The organism is Chitinophaga ginsengisoli, assembly GCF_003014595.1.
Lineage (GTDB): Bacteria > Bacteroidota > Bacteroidia > Chitinophagales > Chitinophagaceae > Chitinophaga > Chitinophaga ginsengisoli.
In genome coordinates, this window is the sequence record NZ_PYGK01000011.1 from 165,538 (window position 1) to 187,939 (window position 22,402).

At 48.2% G+C, this 22,402-nt stretch carries 16 protein-coding genes; 15 read left to right on the forward strand and 1 reads right to left on the reverse strand.

Going from position 1 to position 22,402, the window contains the following annotated elements; translation table 11 throughout:
• Position 1: 1 nt before the first annotated feature.
• Genes CLV42_RS23370 through cobN form a run of 10 tightly spaced genes read left to right on the forward strand, consistent with a single transcriptional unit; the run spans position 2 to position 10,792 of the window.
• Positions 2–697: a hypothetical protein gene (locus CLV42_RS23370; protein WP_106604347.1), complete on the forward strand. Its 696-nt coding sequence runs from the start codon at positions 2–4 to the stop codon at positions 695–697.
• A 17-nt stretch (positions 698–714) separates the two neighbouring features.
• Positions 715–1,659, forward strand: coding sequence for an ATP-binding protein (locus tag CLV42_RS23375; protein WP_106604348.1), 945 nt, complete (start codon positions 715–717; stop codon positions 1,657–1,659).
• Positions 1,656–2,429, forward strand: a complete 774-nt coding sequence (locus CLV42_RS23380; RefSeq protein ID WP_106604349.1) for a vWA domain-containing protein — start codon at positions 1,656–1,658, stop codon at positions 2,427–2,429. The genes CLV42_RS23375 and CLV42_RS23380 overlap by 4 nt, the downstream gene beginning before the upstream one ends.
• Positions 2,426–2,929, forward strand: coding sequence for a bifunctional adenosylcobinamide kinase/adenosylcobinamide-phosphate guanylyltransferase (locus tag CLV42_RS23385; RefSeq protein ID WP_106604350.1), 504 nt, complete (start codon positions 2,426–2,428; stop codon positions 2,927–2,929). The genes CLV42_RS23380 and CLV42_RS23385 overlap by 4 nt, the downstream gene beginning before the upstream one ends.
• A 20-nt stretch (positions 2,930–2,949) precedes the next feature.
• Entirely contained in the window at positions 2,950–3,996 is a 1,047-nt protein-coding gene (cobT, locus tag CLV42_RS23390; RefSeq protein ID WP_106604351.1) for a nicotinate-nucleotide--dimethylbenzimidazole phosphoribosyltransferase, read from the forward strand.
• Complete coding sequence (locus tag CLV42_RS23395) at positions 3,993–4,796, forward strand: adenosylcobinamide-GDP ribazoletransferase (RefSeq protein WP_106604352.1); 804 nt, start codon at positions 3,993–3,995, stop codon at positions 4,794–4,796. The genes cobT and CLV42_RS23395 overlap by 4 nt, the downstream gene beginning before the upstream one ends.
• Entirely contained in the window at positions 4,781–5,305 is a 525-nt protein-coding gene (gene cobC, locus CLV42_RS23400; RefSeq protein WP_106604353.1) for an alpha-ribazole phosphatase, read from the forward strand. The genes CLV42_RS23395 and cobC overlap by 16 nt, the downstream gene beginning before the upstream one ends.
• A gap of 7 nt (positions 5,306–5,312) precedes the next feature.
• The gene (locus CLV42_RS23405) at positions 5,313–5,891 is read left to right on the forward strand and encodes a cob(I)yrinic acid a,c-diamide adenosyltransferase (protein ID WP_106604354.1); all 579 of its coding nucleotides are present in this window, start codon (positions 5,313–5,315) and stop codon (positions 5,889–5,891) included.
• Positions 5,892–5,939: 48 nt separating this feature from the next.
• The gene (gene cobW, locus CLV42_RS23410; protein WP_106604355.1) at positions 5,940–6,986 is read left to right on the forward strand and encodes a cobalamin biosynthesis protein CobW; all 1,047 of its coding nucleotides are present in this window, start codon (positions 5,940–5,942) and stop codon (positions 6,984–6,986) included.
• 8 nt (positions 6,987–6,994) lie between these two features.
• The gene (cobN, locus tag CLV42_RS23415; RefSeq protein ID WP_106604356.1) at positions 6,995–10,792 is read left to right on the forward strand and encodes a cobaltochelatase subunit CobN; all 3,798 of its coding nucleotides are present in this window, start codon (positions 6,995–6,997) and stop codon (positions 10,790–10,792) included.
• A gap of 2 nt (positions 10,793–10,794) precedes the next feature.
• On the opposite strand, the gene CLV42_RS23420 is transcribed toward cobN, so the two are convergent.
• Positions 10,795–12,747 (reverse strand): amidohydrolase family protein, encoded by a 1,953-nt coding sequence (locus CLV42_RS23420; RefSeq protein WP_106604357.1) that lies wholly within the window; start codon positions 12,745–12,747, stop codon positions 10,795–10,797.
• Positions 12,748–13,074: 327 nt separating this feature from the next.
• Here CLV42_RS23420 and CLV42_RS23425 point away from each other — a divergent pair, with 327 nt between their 5' ends.
• From CLV42_RS23425 to CLV42_RS23445, 5 genes are all read left to right on the forward strand, one after another.
• Positions 13,075–14,586: a ferritin-like domain-containing protein gene (locus tag CLV42_RS23425; RefSeq protein WP_106604358.1), complete on the forward strand. Its 1,512-nt coding sequence runs from the start codon at positions 13,075–13,077 to the stop codon at positions 14,584–14,586.
• Between the two features lie 22 nt (positions 14,587–14,608).
• On the forward strand, positions 14,609–16,960 hold the full coding sequence (locus tag CLV42_RS23430; protein ID WP_106604359.1) for a hypothetical protein: 2,352 nt from the start codon (positions 14,609–14,611) through the stop codon (positions 16,958–16,960).
• The gene (locus tag CLV42_RS23435; RefSeq protein ID WP_106604360.1) at positions 16,961–18,346 is read left to right on the forward strand and encodes a radical SAM/SPASM domain-containing protein; all 1,386 of its coding nucleotides are present in this window, start codon (positions 16,961–16,963) and stop codon (positions 18,344–18,346) included.
• 16 nt (positions 18,347–18,362) lie between these two features.
• The gene (gene qhpG, locus CLV42_RS23440; RefSeq protein WP_106604361.1) at positions 18,363–19,832 is read left to right on the forward strand and encodes a flavin-dependent monooxygenase QhpG; all 1,470 of its coding nucleotides are present in this window, start codon (positions 18,363–18,365) and stop codon (positions 19,830–19,832) included.
• 148 nt (positions 19,833–19,980) lie between these two features.
• Positions 19,981–22,335 carry an ABC transporter permease gene (locus tag CLV42_RS23445; RefSeq protein WP_106604362.1) on the forward strand — a complete coding sequence of 785 codons (2,355 nt, stop codon included), beginning with the start codon at positions 19,981–19,983 and terminating at the stop codon, positions 22,333–22,335.
• Positions 22,336–22,402: the final 67 nt, after the last annotated feature.

Here is a 22,402-nt window from a genome sequence, read left to right on the forward strand (position 1 = left end):
TATGATCGGATATTTATTTACAGACTCTATTCTGCTGGGCATCCAGCACTCATTCGAACCAGACCATATGGCGGCCGTATCTGTGCTGGCATCGGAAAAGGCGAATAACAGGATAGGCCTTTCAAAACTGATCTGGCGTTCTTCCCAATGGGCGTTAGGACACTCCACATCACTGATCCTGTTCAGTTGCTTCGCCTTATTACTCAAGTCTGCGCTGCCCCTGGACATTTCGTCCTATGCTGAAATGGTAGTAGGTCCGGTGATGATCTGGCTGGGGATATCTGCCATACGCCGCAATCATCAGCTAAAACAGATGATGGCTACCCATAAGGTCTTTGCAGAACATGAGCATATCAATAATGCACTTCATATCCACGGCAAACAGGGACAAGAGATCGCCATGAATCCTTTAAGCCGTTCCTTCTGGGTAGGCATGCTGCATGGATTGGCCGGAACCGGCGGGGCCTGTGCTATCGCGCTGATCATGGCCTCCAGCAGTACCAGTATTGCCATTGGTATCATCGTCCTCCAAAGTGTCGGTATCGTAGTGGCCATGACCGCCTATAGCTGCGTACTGGCCTTTTCTGTATCAAGATTCATAGAACGCAACCAGCTGGCCTTTAAATCGCTGAATGCTGTCGTGGGACTGTTCTCCATTGGCGTAGGCTGCCTCTGGATCTATAACAGTTTCGCTTAACCAATAAAGCCTTTTTGATGAGATCATTTCCTTTTACAGCGATATATGCACAAGAAGACTTTAAACTGGCACTCATACTCTGTATGATAGATCCCGGACTGGGAGGCGTACTGGCATTGGGCGACAAAGGCACCGGCAAGACCACTACCGTAAGAGGGCTTAGCCACCTGATGCAACGCTGCATCACAGGTTTTCCTTTTGTCAACTTGCCTATCGGTGCTACTGAAGACAGGGTGCTGGGTACTATCAGACTGGATATCCTCATCAATGAAAAAAGAACCGAAGTACAGCAAGGGCTTCTGGCGGCTGCCAATCAGGGCATCCTGTATATCGACGAGGTCAATCTCCTGAATGATTACCTGATGGATGTACTGCTGGACGCTGCTGCCAGCGGAGCGTATCACCTGGAACGGGATACAGTATCCCAATGGTTTGAAAGTAAATTCTGCCTGGTCGGTACGATGAACCCCGAAGAAGGCGAACTACGCCCACAATTGCTGGATAGGTTCGGCCTGAGTGTAACCGTGAAAACACCCATGGACAGAATAGACCGTATGGAGATCATTAGCCGTCGCTTACAGTTTGATACAGATACACCTGCTTTTATTGAGAAATACGACAGGCAGGAGCAACAACTGGTCCAACAGATCATGTATGCCCGGGAACAACTAAAACAAGTCTCCTACTCTGACATGATCCTGGCCAATATTGCAGATACCTGTATTCAATACCAGGTGGAAGGTCTTCGTGCTGATATCCTGCTCCTGAAAGCAGCAAGAGCACATGCCGCCTTCTTTGGTAAAAAGGAAGTTACTACTGATGACATTCACAAGGTGATGCCTTTTGTATTGTCTCATCGTTCCAAACACTATTCCTCCACACAAAATTCTCAGCAGCAAAGGGAAAATCAATCCCCCAGAGAAGAAAAGGAGGGCGACTCGATAAGGATCAGCATGAGTTGAGTAGCAGCAAAAAGTACCTGCTACAGGCAGCGAAGACGGAACAATATGTACAGCTGAAAACACGGTCTGCCGGGGCAAAGAAAGGTGTTACACTGAAGATATCCCTTCCCCGCCAGGGCCACCAACAAAAGACAGCTGCTCCATCAACACAGATAGACATACTGGAAACAGTGAAACACTATCTGGTACATGATAAAGTAGCCATCATGCATAAACGCCAGCAGTCAAAGGCAAGCATGTATGTATTCTTTCTGATTGATTCCAGCGGATCAATGGTGAAAGACAGACAGATTGCTTACATCAAAGGGCTCGTTGCACAGACTATTGCCCGTTATAAAACAAAGCGGGTAAAATATGCGGCAATAGCGCTCAACAATGGAGACGCAGCATTATTATCGGTTCCCACCCTGCACGCGGAAGAACTACTCAATGCGCTGGCGCAGCTGACCACCGGAGGAAAGACAAACATGAGAGCGGGATTTGGCATAATTAGCCAATTGCTGAAAAACAATATACAGGAACAAGTAAGCCTGTACATTCTCACCGACGGAAGGATCAATACAGGCAATACAGCAGATCCGTTCGGCGAAGCAGTAATGTACTATAAACAATATTTAAATAGTATCAAACAAACCACCATCATCGACAATGAGAGCGGTTTTGTAAAACTGGGATTCGCAGAAAAACTGGCAATGGCCATCGGCGCCGGATACCAACATTTACAACAAAACGTATCAGCCCCTGGCAACAATATAAAATCCATCAAATGATCCACTACATATCAGGCGGTCAACGCTCAGGCAAAACAAATTACGCGGTCCAGCAGGCACAACTCCTGTCAGAGCACCCCGTATACCTTGCCACGTCCCGCATCTGGGATGAAGACCATAAAGCCCGTATCCTGCTGCACAAACAGAACAGGGACACACGCTGGGAGAACATAGAAGAAGAAAAAAATATCAGCAAACTACAACTCGCAAATAAAACAGTCGTCCTGGACTGCATCACCTTATGGCTCACCAACTTCTTCGTTGATAACAACTACGATGTAGACAAAGCATTAGCTGAAGCAAAGCAGGAATTTGATGCATTTATACAACAGAACTTTAACCTGATCATCATCTCCAATGAAATAGGGATGGGCGTACACGCCTCTACAGAAGGAGGCCGGAAGTTTGCCGACCTGCAGGGCTGGATGAACCAATATATCGCGCAACGGGCAGATAAAGCAACACTGATCATATCGGGTATTCCACTCACATTGAAATAACAAGTAACCAGACATTTTATATGGCAACATTCAACATTACACCAATCAATAAAGACATTACAGCAGCACTGCAACATAAGATAGACAACAAGACCAAACCCTTAGGCGCATTAGGGTTGCTGGAAAATATCGCCTTACAGATCGGCTGTATACAACAGACATTAACACCTGTATTGCGTCAACCAAACATTGTTGTCTTTGCAGGCGATCACGGTATAGCAAAAGAAGGCGTCAGCCCCTTTCCGCAGGAAGTGACCTACCAGATGGTCTTTAACTTCTTACAAGGCGGCGCAGGCATCAATGTATTCACCCGGCAGAATGGTATGCAGATCAGAGTGGTAGACGCTGGTGTTAACTTCGATTTCAATCAGCATCCCGGCCTGATACATGCGAAAGTAGGCATGGGTACCAAAAGCTATCTGCACGAACCGGCTATGACACAGGTACAATGTGCCGAAGCCATGGAAAAAGGCGCTGCTATCGTTCGCGAGATACATCAGGAAGGCTGTAATGTGATTGGATTTGGCGAGATGGGTATCAGTAATACTTCGGCTGCTGCTATCATTATGAGCCTGCTTGGTGACATTCCGCTCGAGCAATGCATTGGCCGTGGAACAGGGCTTGATGATGAAGGACTGACAAAAAAGAAAGCGATTCTAGCTGAAGCGATAGCCCGCCATAAGCCTATTGACAAGACGCCCATAAATGTATTAAGTACCTTTGGTGGTTTTGAAATCGCTATGATGTGTGGCGCTATGCTACAAGCGGCGGCATCAGGGATGATCATTCTGGTGGATGGATTTATTTCGACTGCTGCCCTGCTGACAGCATCCAAAATAAACGAACACATTCTGGACTACTGCATCTTCACACATCAGTCGAATGAGCGGGGCCATCACCTCATGCTCAGCCACCTGAAAGCTGTACCTTTACTGCACCTGGGCATGCGTTTAGGAGAAGGAACAGGCGCTGCAGTGGCCTACCCCATTATCCTGTCGGCAGTGACCTTCCTGAATGAAATGGCCAGCTTTGAATCTGCCGGCGTATCCAACAAAGTAGAAGCATGAAAAAGGAGGTCCGCATATTTCTGACAGCACTGATGTTCTTTACCCGGATACCCGTACCCAAAGGTATTGATCACAATACAGCTGATCTGAACAGGTCCAGCCGCTACTTCCCTATGGTAGGCATCCTGGTAGGTATTATAGGCGCTGCCTGTTTTGCGGCTGCACACAGTTTGTTTAAGGACATCTTTACAGCCGTTATCCTCTCCCTCATCGCTACCCTACTCGTCACTGGTGCCTTCCATGAAGATGGCCTGGCTGATGTAGCCGATGGATTCGGCGGTGGATGGACGAAACAACGTATCCTGGAGATCATGAAAGATTCGCGTACCGGCGCCTTTGGCGTCATCGCCCTTATCGTGGTATTACTGCTGAAGATATGCCTGCTGGCGAAACTGGCTTTGCTGATGATCAATACACACCTGTTGCCGTTCTGCCTCCTGTATATTACCGCACATGCTTTTAGTCGCACCATGCCGGTATTCCTGCTACGGTATATGCAATATGCAAGAGAAGATGATGCAACAGCCAAAAGTAAACCACTGGCCACGAAAATCAGCTGGCGAGGGCTCTTGATAGCCCTTGTCACCGGACTGGTACCGCTGTTCCTGCTGATATATGCGCTTCATTACTCCTACCTGCTATTGCTGGTAGTGGTCCCCTGCGGATTACTGACTTTATATCTTGCCCGCTTCTTCCATAAATGGATCGGCGGTTATACAGGCGACTGCCTCGGGGCTACACAACAACTGAATGAGATCACCTTTTACATAGGCGTGCTGGCAATATGGAATTATATCTGATAAGGCATATCAAACCGGATTTCCCCGAAGGGACTAACTACGGACAGACAGACGTTCCACTGCCTGCGGATTATCCTATGCAGCATCGAGGGATTATCCGACTACTGCCCAGGGAATATGACGTCGTGTATAGCAGTCCGCTGACAAGATGCAGGTTACTTGCGCAAGCCATCACGCCCATTTACATTACCGATGAACGCCTGATGGAGCTGCACTTTGGCGACTGGGAAGGCAGAAAATGGGATGATATCCCACGGGATGAACTGGATACCTGGATGACTGACTATATCCACCTGGCCCCTCCCAATGGAGAGTCCTTACAGGTGTTAGTTGACCGCTTTGCAGCGTGTATCAGGGATATACAGGCAACACAACACCAACGGATCATCATCATCACGCACGCAGGCATCATCCGAAGCGCCATGCATCTGTTCAATAATATTCCCCTCCACCAGATCATGATGGAGAAAGTAGAATACGGCGGCATTTACACATTCAATCTAAAATAACCAATACATGAAAATATATACCAGGAAAGGAGATAAAGGCACCACTGCACTCTTCGGCGGCAGCCGGGTGTATAAAGACGATGTACGGGTCAACTGCTACGGTACATTGGATGAAGTCAACTCCACCATCGGATTGCTACGTGCAAAATTGGGCGCAGACCATGAATGGCAGCCTAACCTGCACAAGATCCAGAAAGACATGATGGATATGATGTCTCACTTAGCACGTCCGTCTGATTGTAAAAAAGAAAATCCAAATCCTAAACCGGAAGATGGTCCGGCATTCTGTGAACAATGGATCGATGAACTGGAAGCAGGTATGACAACCAAGTCAGATTATTTCCTCTTACCCGGTGGCAATGAAATATCTGCGCTATGCCACGTAGTAAGAACACAGATGCGCAGAGGGGAAAGACTGCTGGTATCGCTTATGAAAGTAGATACAGTAGACGATTATATCCTGTCATACATCAACCGCCTGTCTGACCTCTTCTTCATTATGAGCAGAGCAGAAATGGACAAGGCGGGTGTGGCAGAAGAAAAATGGCAGTTGTTCCTGTATAAGAGAAAGAAAACCACGGAGTAATATTACTACAACAATCCAATAATCATAATACGCTTTAAAAGATACACAATGGCAACAAAAATTCCTGTTACTATCATCACAGGTTTTCTCGGTTCAGGTAAGACTACGCTGATCCGCAACCTTATTCAGAATGCTAATGGCCGCAGGCTGGCTGTTATTGTCAACGAGTTTGGCGAAATGGGTATAGATGGCGATATCCTGAAATCCTGCTGCTCCAATGAAGACGACGTACTTGAACTGAACAACGGTTGTCTCTGCTGCACCGTACAGGAAGAATTCCTGCCCGTAATGCTGCAACTGATGGAACGTAAGGATACTATTGATCACATCATCATTGAAACATCAGGATTGGCACTCCCTAAACCTTTACTGCATGCCTTTAACTGGCCTGAGCTGAAACCTCAGATCACCGTAGATGCAGTAGTAACGGTGGTAGATGTTGTCGGACAGGCCACTGGTGAGATCTGCGACAGGGAACGTGTACAGGCACAAAGACTGGCAGATGATTCCCTGGATCATGAAACACCCATTGAAGAGCTGTTCGAAGATCAATTGTCCTGCGCTGACCTGGTTGTGATGACCAAAAAAGACCTCGTAGACGAACCCCAATATGAAGAAGTAAGAGCGATCATCGCAGGCAAGGTACGTCCGGATGTGAAAATGGTCGCTGCTGCCAATGGGGTATTATCCGCAGAGATCCTCTTAGGTGTAAATGCAGCTGCGGAAGATGACCTGGACAGCCGCCACTCTCATCATGAGGAAGATCACGCCAATGGCCTGGAACATGAGCATGACGATGATATTGATTCCGTAGTAGTGAATATTCATGCACCGCATACACCGGAAACACTGGTAGAAGCGTTAAAAGAGCTGATCGAAGAATATGAGATCTACCGTATAAAAGGATTTATAGATATCCCCGGTAAGCCGATGCGGATGGTATTACAAGGCGTATCTAACCGTTTCGATCACTATTTCGACCGTAAGTGGAAAGATGGTGAAACGCGTAAAACAAGCCTGGTCATCATTGGAGATGAGTTACACGACAAGGACCTGGGTACTATTATCAATGAAAGACTGAGTGTAGTCAGCTAATATCAGACATGCATCTTATTCCAACTATTCCGGGAGGATGGAACCCTAATGGTGAAGGGGTCTTCCATATACAACAACAGCCAGGCGACATTGTGTTCCTGTCTGCCGCCGATACAGAGATCCATTCCCTGAACAATGCGTACCGGGAGCTGTATCAGCAGGCAGCAGGTGAACGGTCACTCAGCCGGTCCATACCAGGGAATTCCCCCCTGCCCTCATTGCGTATCGCCAACCTGGTATACCTGAAACAGGAACTGACGATCGATAAGTATGTAGAGGAAGTGATCGGCGAGGCAAAACTGGTCATATGCCGGTTGCTCGGCGGTAAGAACTATTACCCTTACCTGTTCGAAGCTGTCAGCATCACCTGTGAGCTGAAGAAGATCCCCGTACTATTCCTCCCGGGATATGATGTACCTGATATTGAACTGCTCAACAGTTCTACCGTTGACATTCATATAGCGGACACGGTCTGGAAATACCTTTGCGCAGGCGGCAGGCGCAATCACCTGCAATGCCTGCAATACGTCTTCCATACATTCTTTCAGCTACCCTATGAGTTTGAAGCACCGCAACGCTTGCCCGACCTGTTCCTCTTCCATCCGGAACGGGGGATTATTCTTTCGGGGGAAGAACATACCATCGCGCCACAACATGCGTCGGGGAACGCGGTAATCCTTGTATATCAAACCCATTACCTGGCGGATAATCTGGAGCCGGTATATTACCTGGCCACGGCGCTTGAACAACAGGGTATCAATCCGGTTATTGCCTTCGCCAGCAATCTCCGCGATCAGGCCACCTGTGATGAGCTATTCAACCTGTTACAGAGGATAGGGACCAGCATAGACGTGATCCTCAATACCACCAGCTTTTCTATTAAATCACTGCTGGATACAACAGACGATCAGTTCATTTTCCGAAAGATGAATGTGCCTGTCATACAGGCCATCTTCGCGTCCTGCACAAAAGAGATCTGGCAGGAGAACCTCTTCGGCCTGACCCCCACAGATGTCGCCATGAACATCGCGCTGCCGGAGATAGATGGAAGGATTATTACTACTGCCGTCTCGTTTAAGTCTTCCTTAGGAAGGGATGCACTGACGGATTCAGACATCCTCAAATACACCACGCATGAAGAAGGTTGCGACTTCGTAGTGGCATTCGCCAGACACTGGATAGCTATCAGGAATAAAGAAAATAAGGACAAGCGCATCGCACTCATCATGCCGAACTATCCGAACAAGGATAGTCGTCTGGCCAATGGTGTAGGTCTCGATACGCCTGCCAGCATGATAGAGATACTGCATGCACTAAAAACATATGACTATCATGTAGGAGAATTCGTTCCGGCAGATAGTGCAGAGCTGATAGAACTGATCACACATTATATCACTAACGATACGGATACTGCCTTATACAGACCTTACCAGGTGAGTTTGAAACTGCCACAGTTCTATCAATACTATAATGCACTTTCTTCCGTGCTGAGAGAGAAGATTGAACAGCAATGGGGACAGCCTGAAGATTCTCCTAACTATCATGCGGATGAATTTATTATCCCCGGCTTCCTGCTGGGGAATATCTTTGTAAGTATCCAGCCTGCCCGTGGTTATAATCAGGACATTAAAGCGATCTATCATTCTCCTGACCTGCCACCTACCTATGCTTACCTGGCTTATTATTGCTGGGTGAACAACGTATTCAATGCGGATGCAGTAGTACATGTTGGCAAACACGGTAACCTCGAATGGCTGCCAGGCAAGAGTGTGGCACTGAGCAAAGAGACCTGTTTCCCGGCGGTGTTGTTAAACCCCATCCCACATTTTTATCCATTTATCATCAATGATCCCGGTGAAGGCACACAGGCCAAACGCAGGAATCATGCTATTATCATCGATCACCTGATACCGCCTATGACAAGAGCGGAGAGTTATGGTATACTGACCAAACTGGAACATCTCATCGATGAATATTACGACGCCTACAGCATAGATCCCAAACGAACAGCAGTGATCAAAACACAGATCACACAACTGGTAGCGGAAGCAAATCTGGAAGCTGATCTGCAATCGTCTGTGAAAGACATAGATGAATTGCTGCTAAAACTGGATGGCTATCTCTGTGAATTGAAAGAAGCACAGATCAGGGATGGCCTGCACATCCTGGGTAAGGTACCGGAAGGAGAACAGCTCACCGATCTACTCGTAGCCTTACATCGTGTGCCTGTAGCTGGAAAAATGGGGATCACACAAGTGCTGGCCCAGGACCTGGGTCTGGCGCTGGACCCTTTGAATTGCGACTATCAAGCCGCTTTCATAGCAAATAACCCACATACCGCATTTTCATCATGCCGGATCAATGGAGATGTAATAGCTGTGCTTGAAGGACTGGCGAAGACACTGATCAGTGAGGCGCTTACCGGAACTCATAGCCCGATTGCTGCCCTGTACCCGCTTACCCGCAAATACTGTCAGTTTATTATCGACAATACATTACCTAAGATACAGGCTACCAACGAGGAGATCACCAATCTGCTACAGGGGCTGAACGGTCATTATGTGCCTTCAGGTAGTTCAGGTGCGCCAACCAGAGGGCGACTGGATGTATTACCTACGGGACGCAATTTCTATTCCGTAGATGTTCGTGCCATCCCCACACAAACTGCCTATAACCTGGGTGTGAAGAGCGCCAACCTGATCATCGACAGGTATCTGCAGGAGCATGGAGATTATCCGGAATCGATCGGACTGTCTGTATGGGGCACTTCCACGATGCGTACCGGTGGTGATGATATTGCACAGGCACTGGCGCTGATGGGCGTAAAACCTGTATGGCAGACTGCTAACAGGCGGGTAAGCGATTTTGAGATCATTCCGCTGATCACTTTACGGCGTCCAAGAGTAGATGTGATGCTGCGCATTTCCGGCTTTTTCAGGGATGCTTTCCCCGATGTGATTTCACTCTTTAATGCAGCAGTAGAGAAAGTAGCACAGCTGGATGAGCCTTTTGAGCAGAATCCCGTCAGAAAGCGTTTTCTGAAAGAAAAAGAAGAATGGCAATCAAAAGGGCTCAACGAGGAAAAGGCCCATAAACGTGCGCTATTCAGGGTGTTCGGTTCCAAGCCAGGTGCCTACGGGGCCGGCCTGCAGGCAGTCATCGATGAGAAGAACTGGCAATCAAGAGAAGACCTGGCAAAAGTCTACATCAACTGGAGTGGTTATGCCTATGGCGCAGACCGCATCGGCGAATCAGCCCACGAGGTATTTGAAAAACGGTTGTCTGATATACAGATCGTCATGCACAACCAGGACAACAGGGAACATGATATCCTGGATTCCGACGACTACTACCAATTTCAGGGAGGATTAGCCAATGCCGTACAGACCATTACGGGTACACAGCCTTCTATCTATTTTGGGGATCATGCCCGCCCGGAACATCCGCAGGTAAAGACATTAAAACAAGAGCTGTTAAAAGTATACCGTTCCCGTGTGATCAATCCTAAATGGATTGCGGGCGTAAAACGACACGGGTACAAAGGCGCTTTTGAAATGGCGGCTACGATGGATTATCTGTTTGCTTACGACGCCACCACCGACCTGATAGATGACTTCATGTATGAAGGTATCACCCGGGCATATCTCTTCGATGAAGAGAACAGGCAATTCATAGAACAGGTAAATCCATGGGCATTGAAAGACATGACGGAACGTATGCTGGAAGCTATTCAGCGGGGAATGTGGAAACACCCGGAAAAAGAAACATTGGAACGCCTGCAGCAGCTGTTTGTAGACCAGGAATGATCTTAGTCATGTACATCACTGTCGGTGAGATCTTTTGATTTTTCTTTTCCCTGTCCATTCTCCGATATGCCTGGGTTTCCCGTTTTGCCAATGGTGAAGACTTTAGGCTGACCGGGGCTATTTAAGTTTAAAAAACTCCTTGGATTCGCTCTTGCCACCTGGTCAAAATCTTCAACCGACAGTCCGCCCATCATATCAGCCAGCATATTCTTGTCTGATTTATGATTGCGTACCACAAAGAAATCAGTACCATACAAGACCTTCCCTCTCAGGTCCTTGTTCTGTAAGGTCTCTTTCAATAAAGGCAGGATGCCGGCGTCATTGTGGAGTATATAGCTGATGTCCGCATATACATTGTCATACTGCAGCATCATACTGGAGATAATGGAATACCAGTCAGTATAACGCCAGATCTGTTCCGGCTTGCCTGGTGATGGCGTCCCGTCCTTCTTTCTGAGGAACTCAATACCGCTGTGAGGATGTTTAGTCAGCTGACTACTATAATTGTTCCTGTCCTTCTCAAAGTAACGGAGCCATTCATCATCTCCCCCGAAATGTCCCAGGCAGATCTTTAGTTTGCTCAGGTCACGGGTTAATCCGGTATCACTATATCCGAAGAGTTCCTTCACCCGCTTAATGTCCTTTTCACTGGCTATCTTCCTTGATGCTTCACCACCGATCACCTTATGTAACAGCCCTTTGTCCAACAGGCAAAGGAAGTTCATAGGATGTGTAAAGTTGGTAGTAAAATCAATGTTCTTCGTTTCCGGCAGGTCCAGCGGTACATAGTCCGTTTTCAGACTGTCTTTGTTTTCTTTCTCTTCATCTGTTTCATAACCATCATACCCATTTTTCCCGTTCTGCTGTTTGCTCATAGGTTGCTCAAATATCGGATGCTGATACCACGCTGTTTGCTTCCGCCCCCTGTAAAAAATAGTTCCCTTGATACAATGTGTCAGTATGGGGATATTATTATCCGCCGCATACTTCCATAAAGGCAGCAGCCTGATATCAAAAGGGAAGTAACCCAATGCCGGATAGATCTTGATCCCGCTGAATTGTTTGTCTTCCAGGTAATCCTTAATGAAACAATCTTCCAGGATAACCTTAACTCCCACCTGCTTCCATACAAAGAAAGGTTTATCTCCTTCCATGGCCCGTTTTTCCTCTCCTACAGGCACACATCTCCTGGGGTCCACAAATACAAAGGGAAAAAGGGTTTCTTTATTTTCCTCTTTCAAGGCGGCCAGTTCCTTCATCTGATCGCGATACCTCGTTCTACTCTTACCGGCGTCCATATAGTCCATATCCATCGGTAGCACCACAAAGCCAGTCCCAGTAGGATACTGGGATTTCAGCTTTGAGAAGATAGTACGCTGATGCCGGTGAAACGCATAACGACCGATATTCAGATAACGGGCGAACATCTCTTTCGTCTGCTTGCCGGGCAACATCACCAGCAACTTCTTTAAGCCACTGCTCATCCATGACAGGAAATTCCTGATAGTTGGGAATAACAACAACACAAAGATGACAAAGCATCCCTGTAGGAACTTGCCATGAATGGGCAACATATAGGGCGAAAGCCATGCGATAAAGTTGCTGGTTACTTTTGACAACCAGTTCTCCTTCGGCAGCACAGCAGGTAATAATTTATTCAATAGAAAAAAGGTCTGGAAGAAAAGATAATATTCCAGGATCGTTGTGAACGGCCAGCATTTATTATAGACCAGGTTCACATGCGTGAACCATCTGCGTAGTCTTTTAAACCAGAGCCTATACGGTATCCTGGCCGGCCATCTATACCACCAGCGAAAAATACTGACCAATACATTGAGTGAAATAAGATAATGGAATGGTTCGGGCACAAAAGTGCGCGCCAGATAAGGAGGCACATGATCACCTGTAAATACATGCGTATGACAGTTGATAATGGGGGCTTTTTCTTCCGCCATGACAATCATTTTAATGGGGTTCCCTGATGTATGCAATGTAACTGTATTTTCGCCGATAGGAAATACAAACTAGTTGGTATTTTCAAATGGAGAAGATGCATGGGAAAGGATATATATGTTTTCTTCTCAATTCAAAAATCATTTTGATACCTACGGAAAAAGTCTTTATCTTTAAAAGACCTCGAATTGACCGGCTCATTCTAAGTACATTTACTAATAGACAAAATAACTATTACAAACAAGTCATGTGAACCGCAGTATTGCAGGTTAAGATCTCTATTGTTTCATTCCACTCCGACTCACTAAAATTCTAAACATCTACTCATCATGCAACGTAATTTTGAACGTTACCTGGGACCCGTATTTAAAAGAGCGCAACTCAACCGTCTGCGGACAGAAGCCCTGAAGTCCGTCCAGTTTACAGGAAAAGGCATTCAGCCCATGGAATACTCCACTTTTGAAACTGATGAAGCGCCGATTTCCATTCCTCCTGAATTCAATGGCAAAGACTATGTTTCATTCCTCTTATGCATCGATGCAGAGATTGAACACGGCCTGATGCTGCAATACCTGTATGCTGCCTATAGTCTTGGCGGTTCCCAGGTACCACCGGAACATCAGCAAGATATACGTAATGCGCAGGAGGTGATCCTGGGTATTGCCAAAGAAGAAATGGGACATTTCATTTCTGTACAGAATGTCCTGAAGCTGATCGGTGCCCCCCTGCATTTCGAAAGACAGGACTATCCATGGGATACACCCTTTTATCCGTTTCCCTTCAAACTGGAACCACTGACTTTAAACTCACTGGCAAAATATGTATATGCGGAAGCCCCTCAGAGCTGGCTGGACAGCACCGATCCGGACGCTGAGGAAATAGTCGCCATCGTTAAAAAAGAAGTACCACACCCCAATACAGTCGGAGCATTGTTTGAGGTGCTGCTCAAGTTGATCAAAGATCCTGACGTTATTCCTGATGAAGCCTTCCAGGCAGAAACATATCCATTCCAGGCCAAGTTTGATGAATGGGGCCGCGGCTACCAGGGCGGACAGCGGGGCAATACCATGTCTGGCGTACCCGGTACTCCGGATGTACTCGTGATGCCACTTGCCAGCAGGGATGATGCCTATAATGCTATCAATGAAATAGCGGAACAAGGCGAAGCCACCTCGCCTGAAAACAATCAGGATTCACACTTTGTACGCTTCCTGAACTTATATAAGACCCTTAAACAGATAGATAGCGATGGAAGCTGGTCATTCTCCCGCAACCTGGCGGTCAACCCCGAGATACCTACCAGCGCTGATAGTCCTGAGTCATCACCTTCCGAAGGACAGATCTCCGATCCTACTGATGAGCAACTTGATTACATCACCAACATAGAGGCGCAGAACTGGGGACATCTGTTCAATATCCGTTACCGGATGTTACTGAATTTCCTTACACACAGTTTTGTACTGGACAATGGCTACAACAATGCCGGCGCCATCTCCCCACGCGGTATGATCATCAATTCCACTTTCGGGGAAATGTACAATCTGCGCAGTATTGCCACTGTCATGGTGCAATTACCACTACTGCAGGATCCCGGGACCATTAATGCAAATACCAAATATGCCGGTCCGCCTTTCCTCGTGCCTTACACCTTATCATTACCTACAGGTGAGCATAACAGGTGGCGTGCACACAAAGATCTCATTCTGGCATCAGGACCAATTATCCAGACCCTGCTGAACCAATCCAAAGAACACAATCATCGCTACCTCTACTCCCTGCTCGAAGCAGATGCAAAATTATTACAGGTAATAGAAGAGCTCACAAGCATCTGCAGCTGTTAAGTAACCAGTAAAAACAAACGTTATGCAAATAAAAGAAATCCGTATCCTACCACCCATCGCAATAGGGCGTCTGGGCGCTTCTCCGCTTCCTGTAGACGCATATGACCTCGTTATTCCGGATAACAAACCGCTTGATTTCAGACAAATAAAACCTGCACCAACATTCACTGTAGATAATCTTTATCATACTGTCACCGCCAGTGTGCCCGACAGGATCGAATTCAAGGACCCTGCGCAAAACGACGGCTACATTCGTCCGGTAGCACCTTTCCTCGAACTCTTTGCTATTACTTCTGATAATCCGGATATGCTCGTTCCCCTTACAGAAGCATTGTTGAAGAGTGCTGGTCTCTCCCTTGACAATATCAGCTGGTCAGTGACTGTAGGCAACCTGAAACTATTCCGCAGAACAGGTAATGTCAAAGACCAGATCATCGCTACCGTGGAGAACATCAAAGATTCTTATGTATACAAGCTGATTGGAGAGTGCACAAACTTCAAGGACGGCAGAACATTGCCTCTCGGTTCTGTACAATTCATCAAACCATCAGACGACTTTCCGGGCTTACGGTTCCGCTTCACGCCAGCTGCTGGTAACGTATATGGCTCCGCGACCAAAAGAATAGAAAGCGAAGGTGCGCCACCAACTGACGATCCGGTTATCACCAGCGATCACCAGGTACTGTATGATCCGACTAAAGGCGGTTGGCAGGGGTATACGGAGAAGGCTGACTTCAATCCCAACTATACGATGCCTGCACAGATATTTGCAGGTTACAGCACAAAGGATGGCGACCAGGTAAGCTGGGGCTACCTCGATGATGAGTGTGATGGTATTGTAACCGCCACCTTGCAACCAACTGATAACAGTATTGCGCCACTCAGCGCTACCGCACATATAGTGGCAGGGCCGCCGGCATTCGCTCCGGACATCCTGCCTATCCGCGCCGTGTCTGATGAACTGGAACAGATCATCAAAGGCACAGCACCTGATACAGAAGTGCCTATTGAAGTGGCTGAAGAAGTAGTCCGCCGCGCCTTTGAATCCATTACGCTCATGAACACCGCTGTCATGAACGGCAACCCCATTAATGGCAGGGAGAATGTGGCCAGCACCATGGTAAGACAGGATACCAACGACTTTGGCCGCCTGTTTGAACCTATCATGGCAAGTTCTATCGTAGACAACCTGGCCCTTCGCACCCTGCATGAAAGAGTGTTTAACGGTCTGAGCACCGGAGCAGCCACCTGGTTTGCTTCTGCTCTCCGCAAACCGCATAAGATCGGCGACCTCTCGGACTCAGAGCGCCGTAAGATGCCCGGTCTTATGAGGGGCGCCGACGGAAGAGCCCTGACACTTACTCACCGGATGATCAATAACGTGATACAGGCAGCAGCCAATGCTATGTTCCAGTCCAGTGACAACGCTACGCCGGCGCCATCAGCACCTCCTGTTCCCGGGCAACCGCTGAAAGCTGATGACCTCATTGCGCAATTACACTACCGCGGTGAAGGTAACCCATACAGCGTATTACCCAGGGCTGCGATCTCTAACTGCTTTCCCGGACTGGAGTTCGACTTCAGGAACTTATGGCGGCATACTTTCCAGAATGTGACCATGAGTGAAAATGATAACTATGTGCTTGATGATACTACCGGCTTTAACTTAAAAGGCCGGCGCCTGGTAGCCGTAGAGGGACAACCTACTATGGTGCCCGGAGAAGGACCAGTATTCCCCGGAGGAGACAATGTCCATCTGACCACGACAGACAATCCGAATGGTGCTGCGTTTATGGAATGGTCTAATCTCATTGCCGGTTTTAATCTGAAACCCGGACAAACTGTGCGGGTACAATTCACCGCAGGTGAAGCAACCCTGCCGGTGCTAGTCAAACCAGGAGAACTAAACGACAAGGTAAAATATCCGGAGTTCACGCTGACGGTAAACAGCTATATGACGCCTAATACAGCGGCATTATCGCCCACTATCGTTGCTCCCGGAGAACTGACACATGGCCTCTGTGCCCCCTGGCAGAACGACTACCGGGAATGTGCCTGCTATTACTGGGCCGCCAGCCGGCCTGACTATGTGAACGTGGAACCGGGTGAAGATGGCCTCAGTCATGGCGATATGTGGCTGGCTAAAAGACGCACAGGAGAATATATCCCAGACAATCGTACAGACTCCCGCCTTTTCTCTTACGATGATCTTTTCAAAGACTGGCAGGGAGAGCTCAGTTTTATTATCAACGGCCGTGATGCAGTAGCCTCTCCGTCTACCTCCGGAACATCAGGAGATACCAGCGGACAAAGTGATAAAACCGCCAAACCTAGTACACAGGTGCATCCAAACCCTTCACTAATCGATAAATAAATGTCTCCTGCTATTACACAACAATCAGGGGCTGATTCACTGGCAGTGATTGCCAGTGAATTGGCTTCGCTGATCAACATAAAATCAGTCCCACGCTCTCCACAGATTCACCTGGTGCCCACCGCGCACAATACCCAGCTGTTTGTTGTGAATGGCAGCCGTTTACACAATATCTCTTCTACCGTTGAAGCCCGTATAGAACAACTGCTGCAGCAACGGGATGAAGCAGGTATTGCCAATGAACTGATCGCCCTCGGACTGGACATGCCGGTCCTCATCAACGACGAGCCACTGCAAAGCCCTAAGATCTATGCACTGTCGCTGGCCATTGCCCAGAAATGTAACATGGGCTGTACTTATTGTTACGCTGACCAGGGCGACTTTGGAGGTCCTATGAAGAATATGACGACTGATACTGCCCGGCAATCAATAAACCTTTTATTGAAAGACTGTGAGCCTGGCAGCAAGGTACAGGTCACCTTTCTGGGTGGCGAACCACTCATTAACAGGAAAGCATTAAGGGATACTACTGTATATGCGTTTGAGGAAGGCCGCCGGAAGAATGTACAGGTCAATTTCTCCCTGACCTCTAACGGTACCCTGCTGAAGGAAGACGATGCCGCTTTTTTTGAGGAATATGGCTTCGCCGTCACCATTAGTTTAGACGGCATCGGCGAACAGCATGACCAGCTACGTCCCATGAAGAATGGCGCCGGCACTTACCAGCAGATCATTGAAAAGATCCGCCCATTACTGGCCACCCAGCGTAGGATGCAGGTCTCTGCCCGGGTAACGGTCACACCAGCCAATATGGACCTGACAAAGACACTGCAGGAGTTTGTGGACATGGGCTTTCACAGCGTAGGCTTTTCCCCCTTGCTGCGTTCCAGCAGTGGGAAAGGCGAAATGTCAAAAGAAGACCTGGACCAGATGTTGCAGGGCATGATAGCCTGCGGACTGCTCTTTGAACAGCATGTCATCATGGGAAAGCGTTTCCCTTTTCTGAATATGGTGAACGCCTTGAAAGAGATCGCCAAAGGTACACACAGGCCCTATCCCTGTGGCGCCGGCGCCGGTTATATGGGCGTATCTGCCGATGGTGAGTTAGCTGCCTGTCACCGTTTCGTGAATGAACCCGCGGGCCATATGGGTGATCTTATTAATGGAATAAATCCTACCTTACAAAACGACTGGCTTGCATCAAGACACGTGCATCACCAGGAACCCTGTCACCAGTGCTGGGCCAGGTATCTCTGTGGCGGCGGTTGCCATCACGAAGTACTGGAAAGAGGCCGTACTGCCTGTGACTATATACGTGGCTGGCTGCATTATACGATGCAGGCCCACGAAAGGCTCGCCAGACTGGCGCCCCATTGGTACAAGTAGCTATTCAATACATATTATGACCCCGGAACAAACAACTGACGTGCTTATCATTGGAGCTGGCCCCGCAGGTACCTGCGCAGCATTACGCCTGCTCGCCCTCGGCCACAAAGTGGCGCTGGCAGAAAGTGAACCCTTTCCCCGCCCGCAGATCGGCGAATCCTTGTCGCCCGGTATACAGAACATTTTCGACTACCTCGATGCGACAGACCTCCTTAGCACCCGGAACTACCTCCATCAGCTAAACGCACAGGTAATATGGGATACCACCTCTCCTCAAACGGTCAGCGCCGCACAACGGGGTTCCGGTGTAATGGTAGACAGGGCACAACTCGACAAGGACCTGCTCGATCTGGCCGTCCAACGCGGCCTGCAGCTCTACCAGCCTGCCCGCTTTGAAAGCTGCAAACAGGTAGATGGCAGCTGGCAATCCCAACTCCGCCAGGATACCCGGACTATCATTGTCAACAGCAGGTTCATACTCGATGCCCGCGGGCGCCGCGGTAACAATATGCAGAACAGGGTACTTACAGCTCCCCCTACTATCGCAATATGGGGCCATTTACCGGCACATCTCATGCCGGCTGACACTTTGGTCGAAGCAGGCAAAAAAGGCTGGATTTGGGGCTCTCCCACCCCGAACAGGCAATTCAGGATCATTACCTTTACAGACCCCAGGGAATTAAGAGGTAATATCGTTGCCGGCGTATTCCATGACCTGCTCTCCGAAACGCAATTATTCCAGCAAGCAGCGGGAAGCTGGGAAATCGATGAACTGCAGACCTGCACTGTCTTTACCTACGCACATACGGCCCCCTGGCAGGACAACTACCTCCGGCTGGGTGAAGCGGCCTTTTCCCTGGATCCCCTTTCATCTACCGGCGTAGAGAAAGCCATGCGCTTCTCCCTACAGGCGGCCATAGCGGTCAATACCATTCTCAAAACCGGTCATACCGACATGGCGCGGACGTTCTTTGAAGACCGTATGATCGAATCCATCAGCAATCATACCCACTGGACCAGCGGCTACTATGCACAGGCCTGGCCTGGACAGCAGCACGCCTTCTGGAAAGAAAGGTCTGTCCCGTTCATCGATCAGCTACCATCACCAACGGCGTTCTATGAAAAACTCAGCCACAAATTCACCGCCCCCCGTGAGAAAAGTCCCGAACAACTGATCAATGTACAACAGGAACTGCAACGTCTGTGGCATGAACCCGTACATCTTTCGGCTGAACTGATATTCAAAGAAACACCCTGTGTAATTGATGATATACTGGAGTTCCGCACAGCGATCCAACACCCTAACCTCGAACGCGAAATGGCCTACCTGGAGGCAGTTGAGATATCTCCTTTGCTCTCTGCAGCCCCAAAGGAGGCCACTTTTGGCAGTATTGTACAGCAATGGAGCACAGTACTGCCGTTCGAACAGGCTGTCCGTATTGCCTTCTTTTTGTGGGATAAGGACATTCTGTGTACCATTGCATAGTAAAAGCGTCCGGAAACGGACGGAACTCATGCCGAAAGCGGACAATTAAACAGCCTTGTAAACATACATTCCATTGACTATAAGCTTATTGTAAGGTGGCATTGGCTTTGATCCCTATCGGGACATCCTCCACCTAAACGTAACCTATATGTTCAGGAACTACTTTGTTCTCGCAATCAGGCATCTGAAACGCAATCTTAACTATGCCACACTGAATATCATTGGGCTCACCCTGAGTATTGCCGCCTGCCTGATCATCTTTCTGATCACTAAAAATGAACTGACCTTTGATACCTATCACCGTAAGGCTGACAGGACCTACAGGGTTACGATGAATGCGCTGGACTTTAACCCAAGTGTATCTCTCGCCATTGCGCCCGCCATGCGTAACGCTTTTCCTGAACTGGAAACTGTCTCGCAGTACTGGCACCGTACCGATGGTCTTGTGAAAGTAGGCAACGACCGTTACATGGAGAAAGAATATGCGTTTGCAGATGGATCTTTTACGAACATCTTCGACTATGAATGGTTGTCCGGTAATCCGCACACCGCACTGTCAGCGCCCAATACGGTCGTTCTGACGGAAAGTATCGCCCGTAAATATTTCGGCGACCAGTATGCCCTGGGCAAGACATTCCAGCTTGACAACAACTACCTGCTGACAGTCACCGGTGTTATCAAAGACCTTCCTCCCAATACTGGTATGACCTTCGGATTCCTGGCATCCTTTGCTACTATTGAAAAAGAGATGAAGGAGGCCATGACCGAGTTCTATGCCATCACAGGCGGCAATACATTCATTGTTGTTCCTCCTCACTACGATATCAGAAAGATCGAAAGCCGCATGCCGGGTTTCATTAAGCAGAACTGGGGGGCTCAGATAGCGGCGGAAGCTAAACTGCTGATGCAGCCTCTGAAAGAGGTACACTTTGATCAACGTTACATACAGAGCGCCACTACTTCCCGCAATACTTATCGGGCATTGATTGCCATTGCGATCTTTATCATTGTGACCGCCTGTATCAACTTCATCAACCTGGCTACAGCACAGGCCATGAAACGCGCCAGGGAAACCAGCGTCAGAAAAGTACTGGGCGCTCACCGCTTTCAACTCATCCGGCAGTTCCTCGGAGAAACAAGTGTGCTGGTGCTCGCTACGGTAGTATTCGGCCTAGGCATCGCCTACCTGGCATTACCACAGGTGGCATCCTGGCTGGATGTAAACATCGGTATAGCACAGCTAAATCAGCCGCTGGTATATGCTCTGCTGGCAGCCCTCACCCTTATCATCATTTTACTGGCAGGTCTGTATCCTGCTTTCGTACAATCTTCTTTTCAGCCTGCCCTCAGTCTGAAAAGTACCACCGGTCAATCATCCCGTGGCTTAACCCTCCGCAAATCACTGGTATTTGTTCAATTCCTGGTATCACAGGTGCTGATCATCGGCACATTGGTGGTAGCCAAACAAATGGACTTTTTCAAAAACCAGGATCTGGGATTTAACAAGGAAGCAGTGATCTCTTTTGGTATTCCCGACAGAGCCAAGCGGGAAGTACTGGAGCAACAACTGAAGGAGAATATCGGTATCAAAGAGATGTCTTTTTCAACCGGCGCGCCCTCCTACAATCAGAATTTCGCTCCCTTCTCCTGCCCGGCAAGAGGTATCACAAAGGATGATGTAGTGGAGCTGAAATTCGTCGATGAACAGTTCATGAAGATGTTTGACATGAAAATGCTTACAGGCGAAGGCATTACCCCCTCAACACGTAAAGACTCTGTCCCCCGCGTGGTTGTGAACGAAGCCTTGCTCCGGAAACTGAGCATTACCCGCCCGGAAGATGCTCTAGGCCTGACCATTATGCAGGGCCAGGCGAAACTGGAGATCAAGGGCGTAGTGAAGGACTTTCAGAGTGAATCCAAACACAAGGAAAAAAGACCCTGCATCCTCTTTAACAATCCGCGCGCGTTTAATACTGTCAGTGTAAGACTGTATCCACAACATATGCCTGCTACCATTGCCCACATAAAGAAAGACTGGTCAGCACTTTTCCCGGAAGATCTCTTTGCATATGAATTCCTGGACGACCATATTGCAACCATGTACAAACAGGAACAGAAGCTCTACACGGCATACAGACTATTCTCAGGACTGGCCATTATAATCGGTTGCCTGGGATTATATGGACTGGTAGCCTTCGCAGCTGTTCAGCGCAATAAGGAAATAGGGATCAGGAAAGTATTGGGCGCCTCTATTCCTGATATTGTTGTGCTATTCGGTAAAGAATTTATGTTGCTGATCGCATTGGCATTCCTGGTAGCTACACCACTATCTTATTACCTGATGTACAACTGGCTGGGCAACTTTGCTTATCATATTTCACTCAGTGCGGGCATCTTTATTGTTGCAATTGTACTATCAGTGCTCATAGCAGCAGTGACGATCGCTCATCAATCTATCAGAGCAGCATTGTCCAGTCCTTTAAAGAGCCTGAGAACAGAGTAAAAACAACAGACCATCAATAACAAAAGGAGGCGCATCACTAAGAAATGATGCGCCTCCTTTTGTTATG

Coding starts and splice junctions, on each gene's coding strand:
- CLV42_RS23370 (WP_106604347.1), top strand. CDS start 2: ATGATCGGATATTTATTTACAGACTCTATTCTGCTGGGCATCCAGCAC.
- CLV42_RS23375 (WP_106604348.1), top strand. CDS start 715: ATGAGATCATTTCCTTTTACAGCGATATATGCACAAGAAGACTTTAAA.
- CLV42_RS23385 (WP_106604350.1), top strand. CDS start 2,426: ATGATCCACTACATATCAGGCGGTCAACGCTCAGGCAAAACAAATTAC.
- cobT (WP_106604351.1), top strand. CDS start 2,950: ATGGCAACATTCAACATTACACCAATCAATAAAGACATTACAGCAGCA.
- CLV42_RS23395 (WP_106604352.1), top strand. CDS start 3,993: ATGAAAAAGGAGGTCCGCATATTTCTGACAGCACTGATGTTCTTTACC.
- cobC (WP_106604353.1), top strand. CDS start 4,781: ATGGAATTATATCTGATAAGGCATATCAAACCGGATTTCCCCGAAGGG.
- CLV42_RS23405 (WP_106604354.1), top strand. CDS start 5,313: ATGAAAATATATACCAGGAAAGGAGATAAAGGCACCACTGCACTCTTC.
- cobW (WP_106604355.1), top strand. CDS start 5,940: ATGGCAACAAAAATTCCTGTTACTATCATCACAGGTTTTCTCGGTTCA.
- cobN (WP_106604356.1), top strand. CDS start 6,995: ATGCATCTTATTCCAACTATTCCGGGAGGATGGAACCCTAATGGTGAA.
- CLV42_RS23420 (WP_106604357.1), bottom strand. CDS start 12,747: ATGGCGGAAGAAAAAGCCCCCATTATCAACTGTCATACGCATGTATTT.
- CLV42_RS23425 (WP_106604358.1), top strand. CDS start 13,075: ATGCAACGTAATTTTGAACGTTACCTGGGACCCGTATTTAAAAGAGCG.
- CLV42_RS23430 (WP_106604359.1), top strand. CDS start 14,609: ATGCAAATAAAAGAAATCCGTATCCTACCACCCATCGCAATAGGGCGT.
- CLV42_RS23435 (WP_106604360.1), top strand. CDS start 16,961: ATGTCTCCTGCTATTACACAACAATCAGGGGCTGATTCACTGGCAGTG.
- qhpG (WP_106604361.1), top strand. CDS start 18,363: ATGACCCCGGAACAAACAACTGACGTGCTTATCATTGGAGCTGGCCCC.
- CLV42_RS23445 (WP_106604362.1), top strand. CDS start 19,981: ATGTTCAGGAACTACTTTGTTCTCGCAATCAGGCATCTGAAACGCAAT.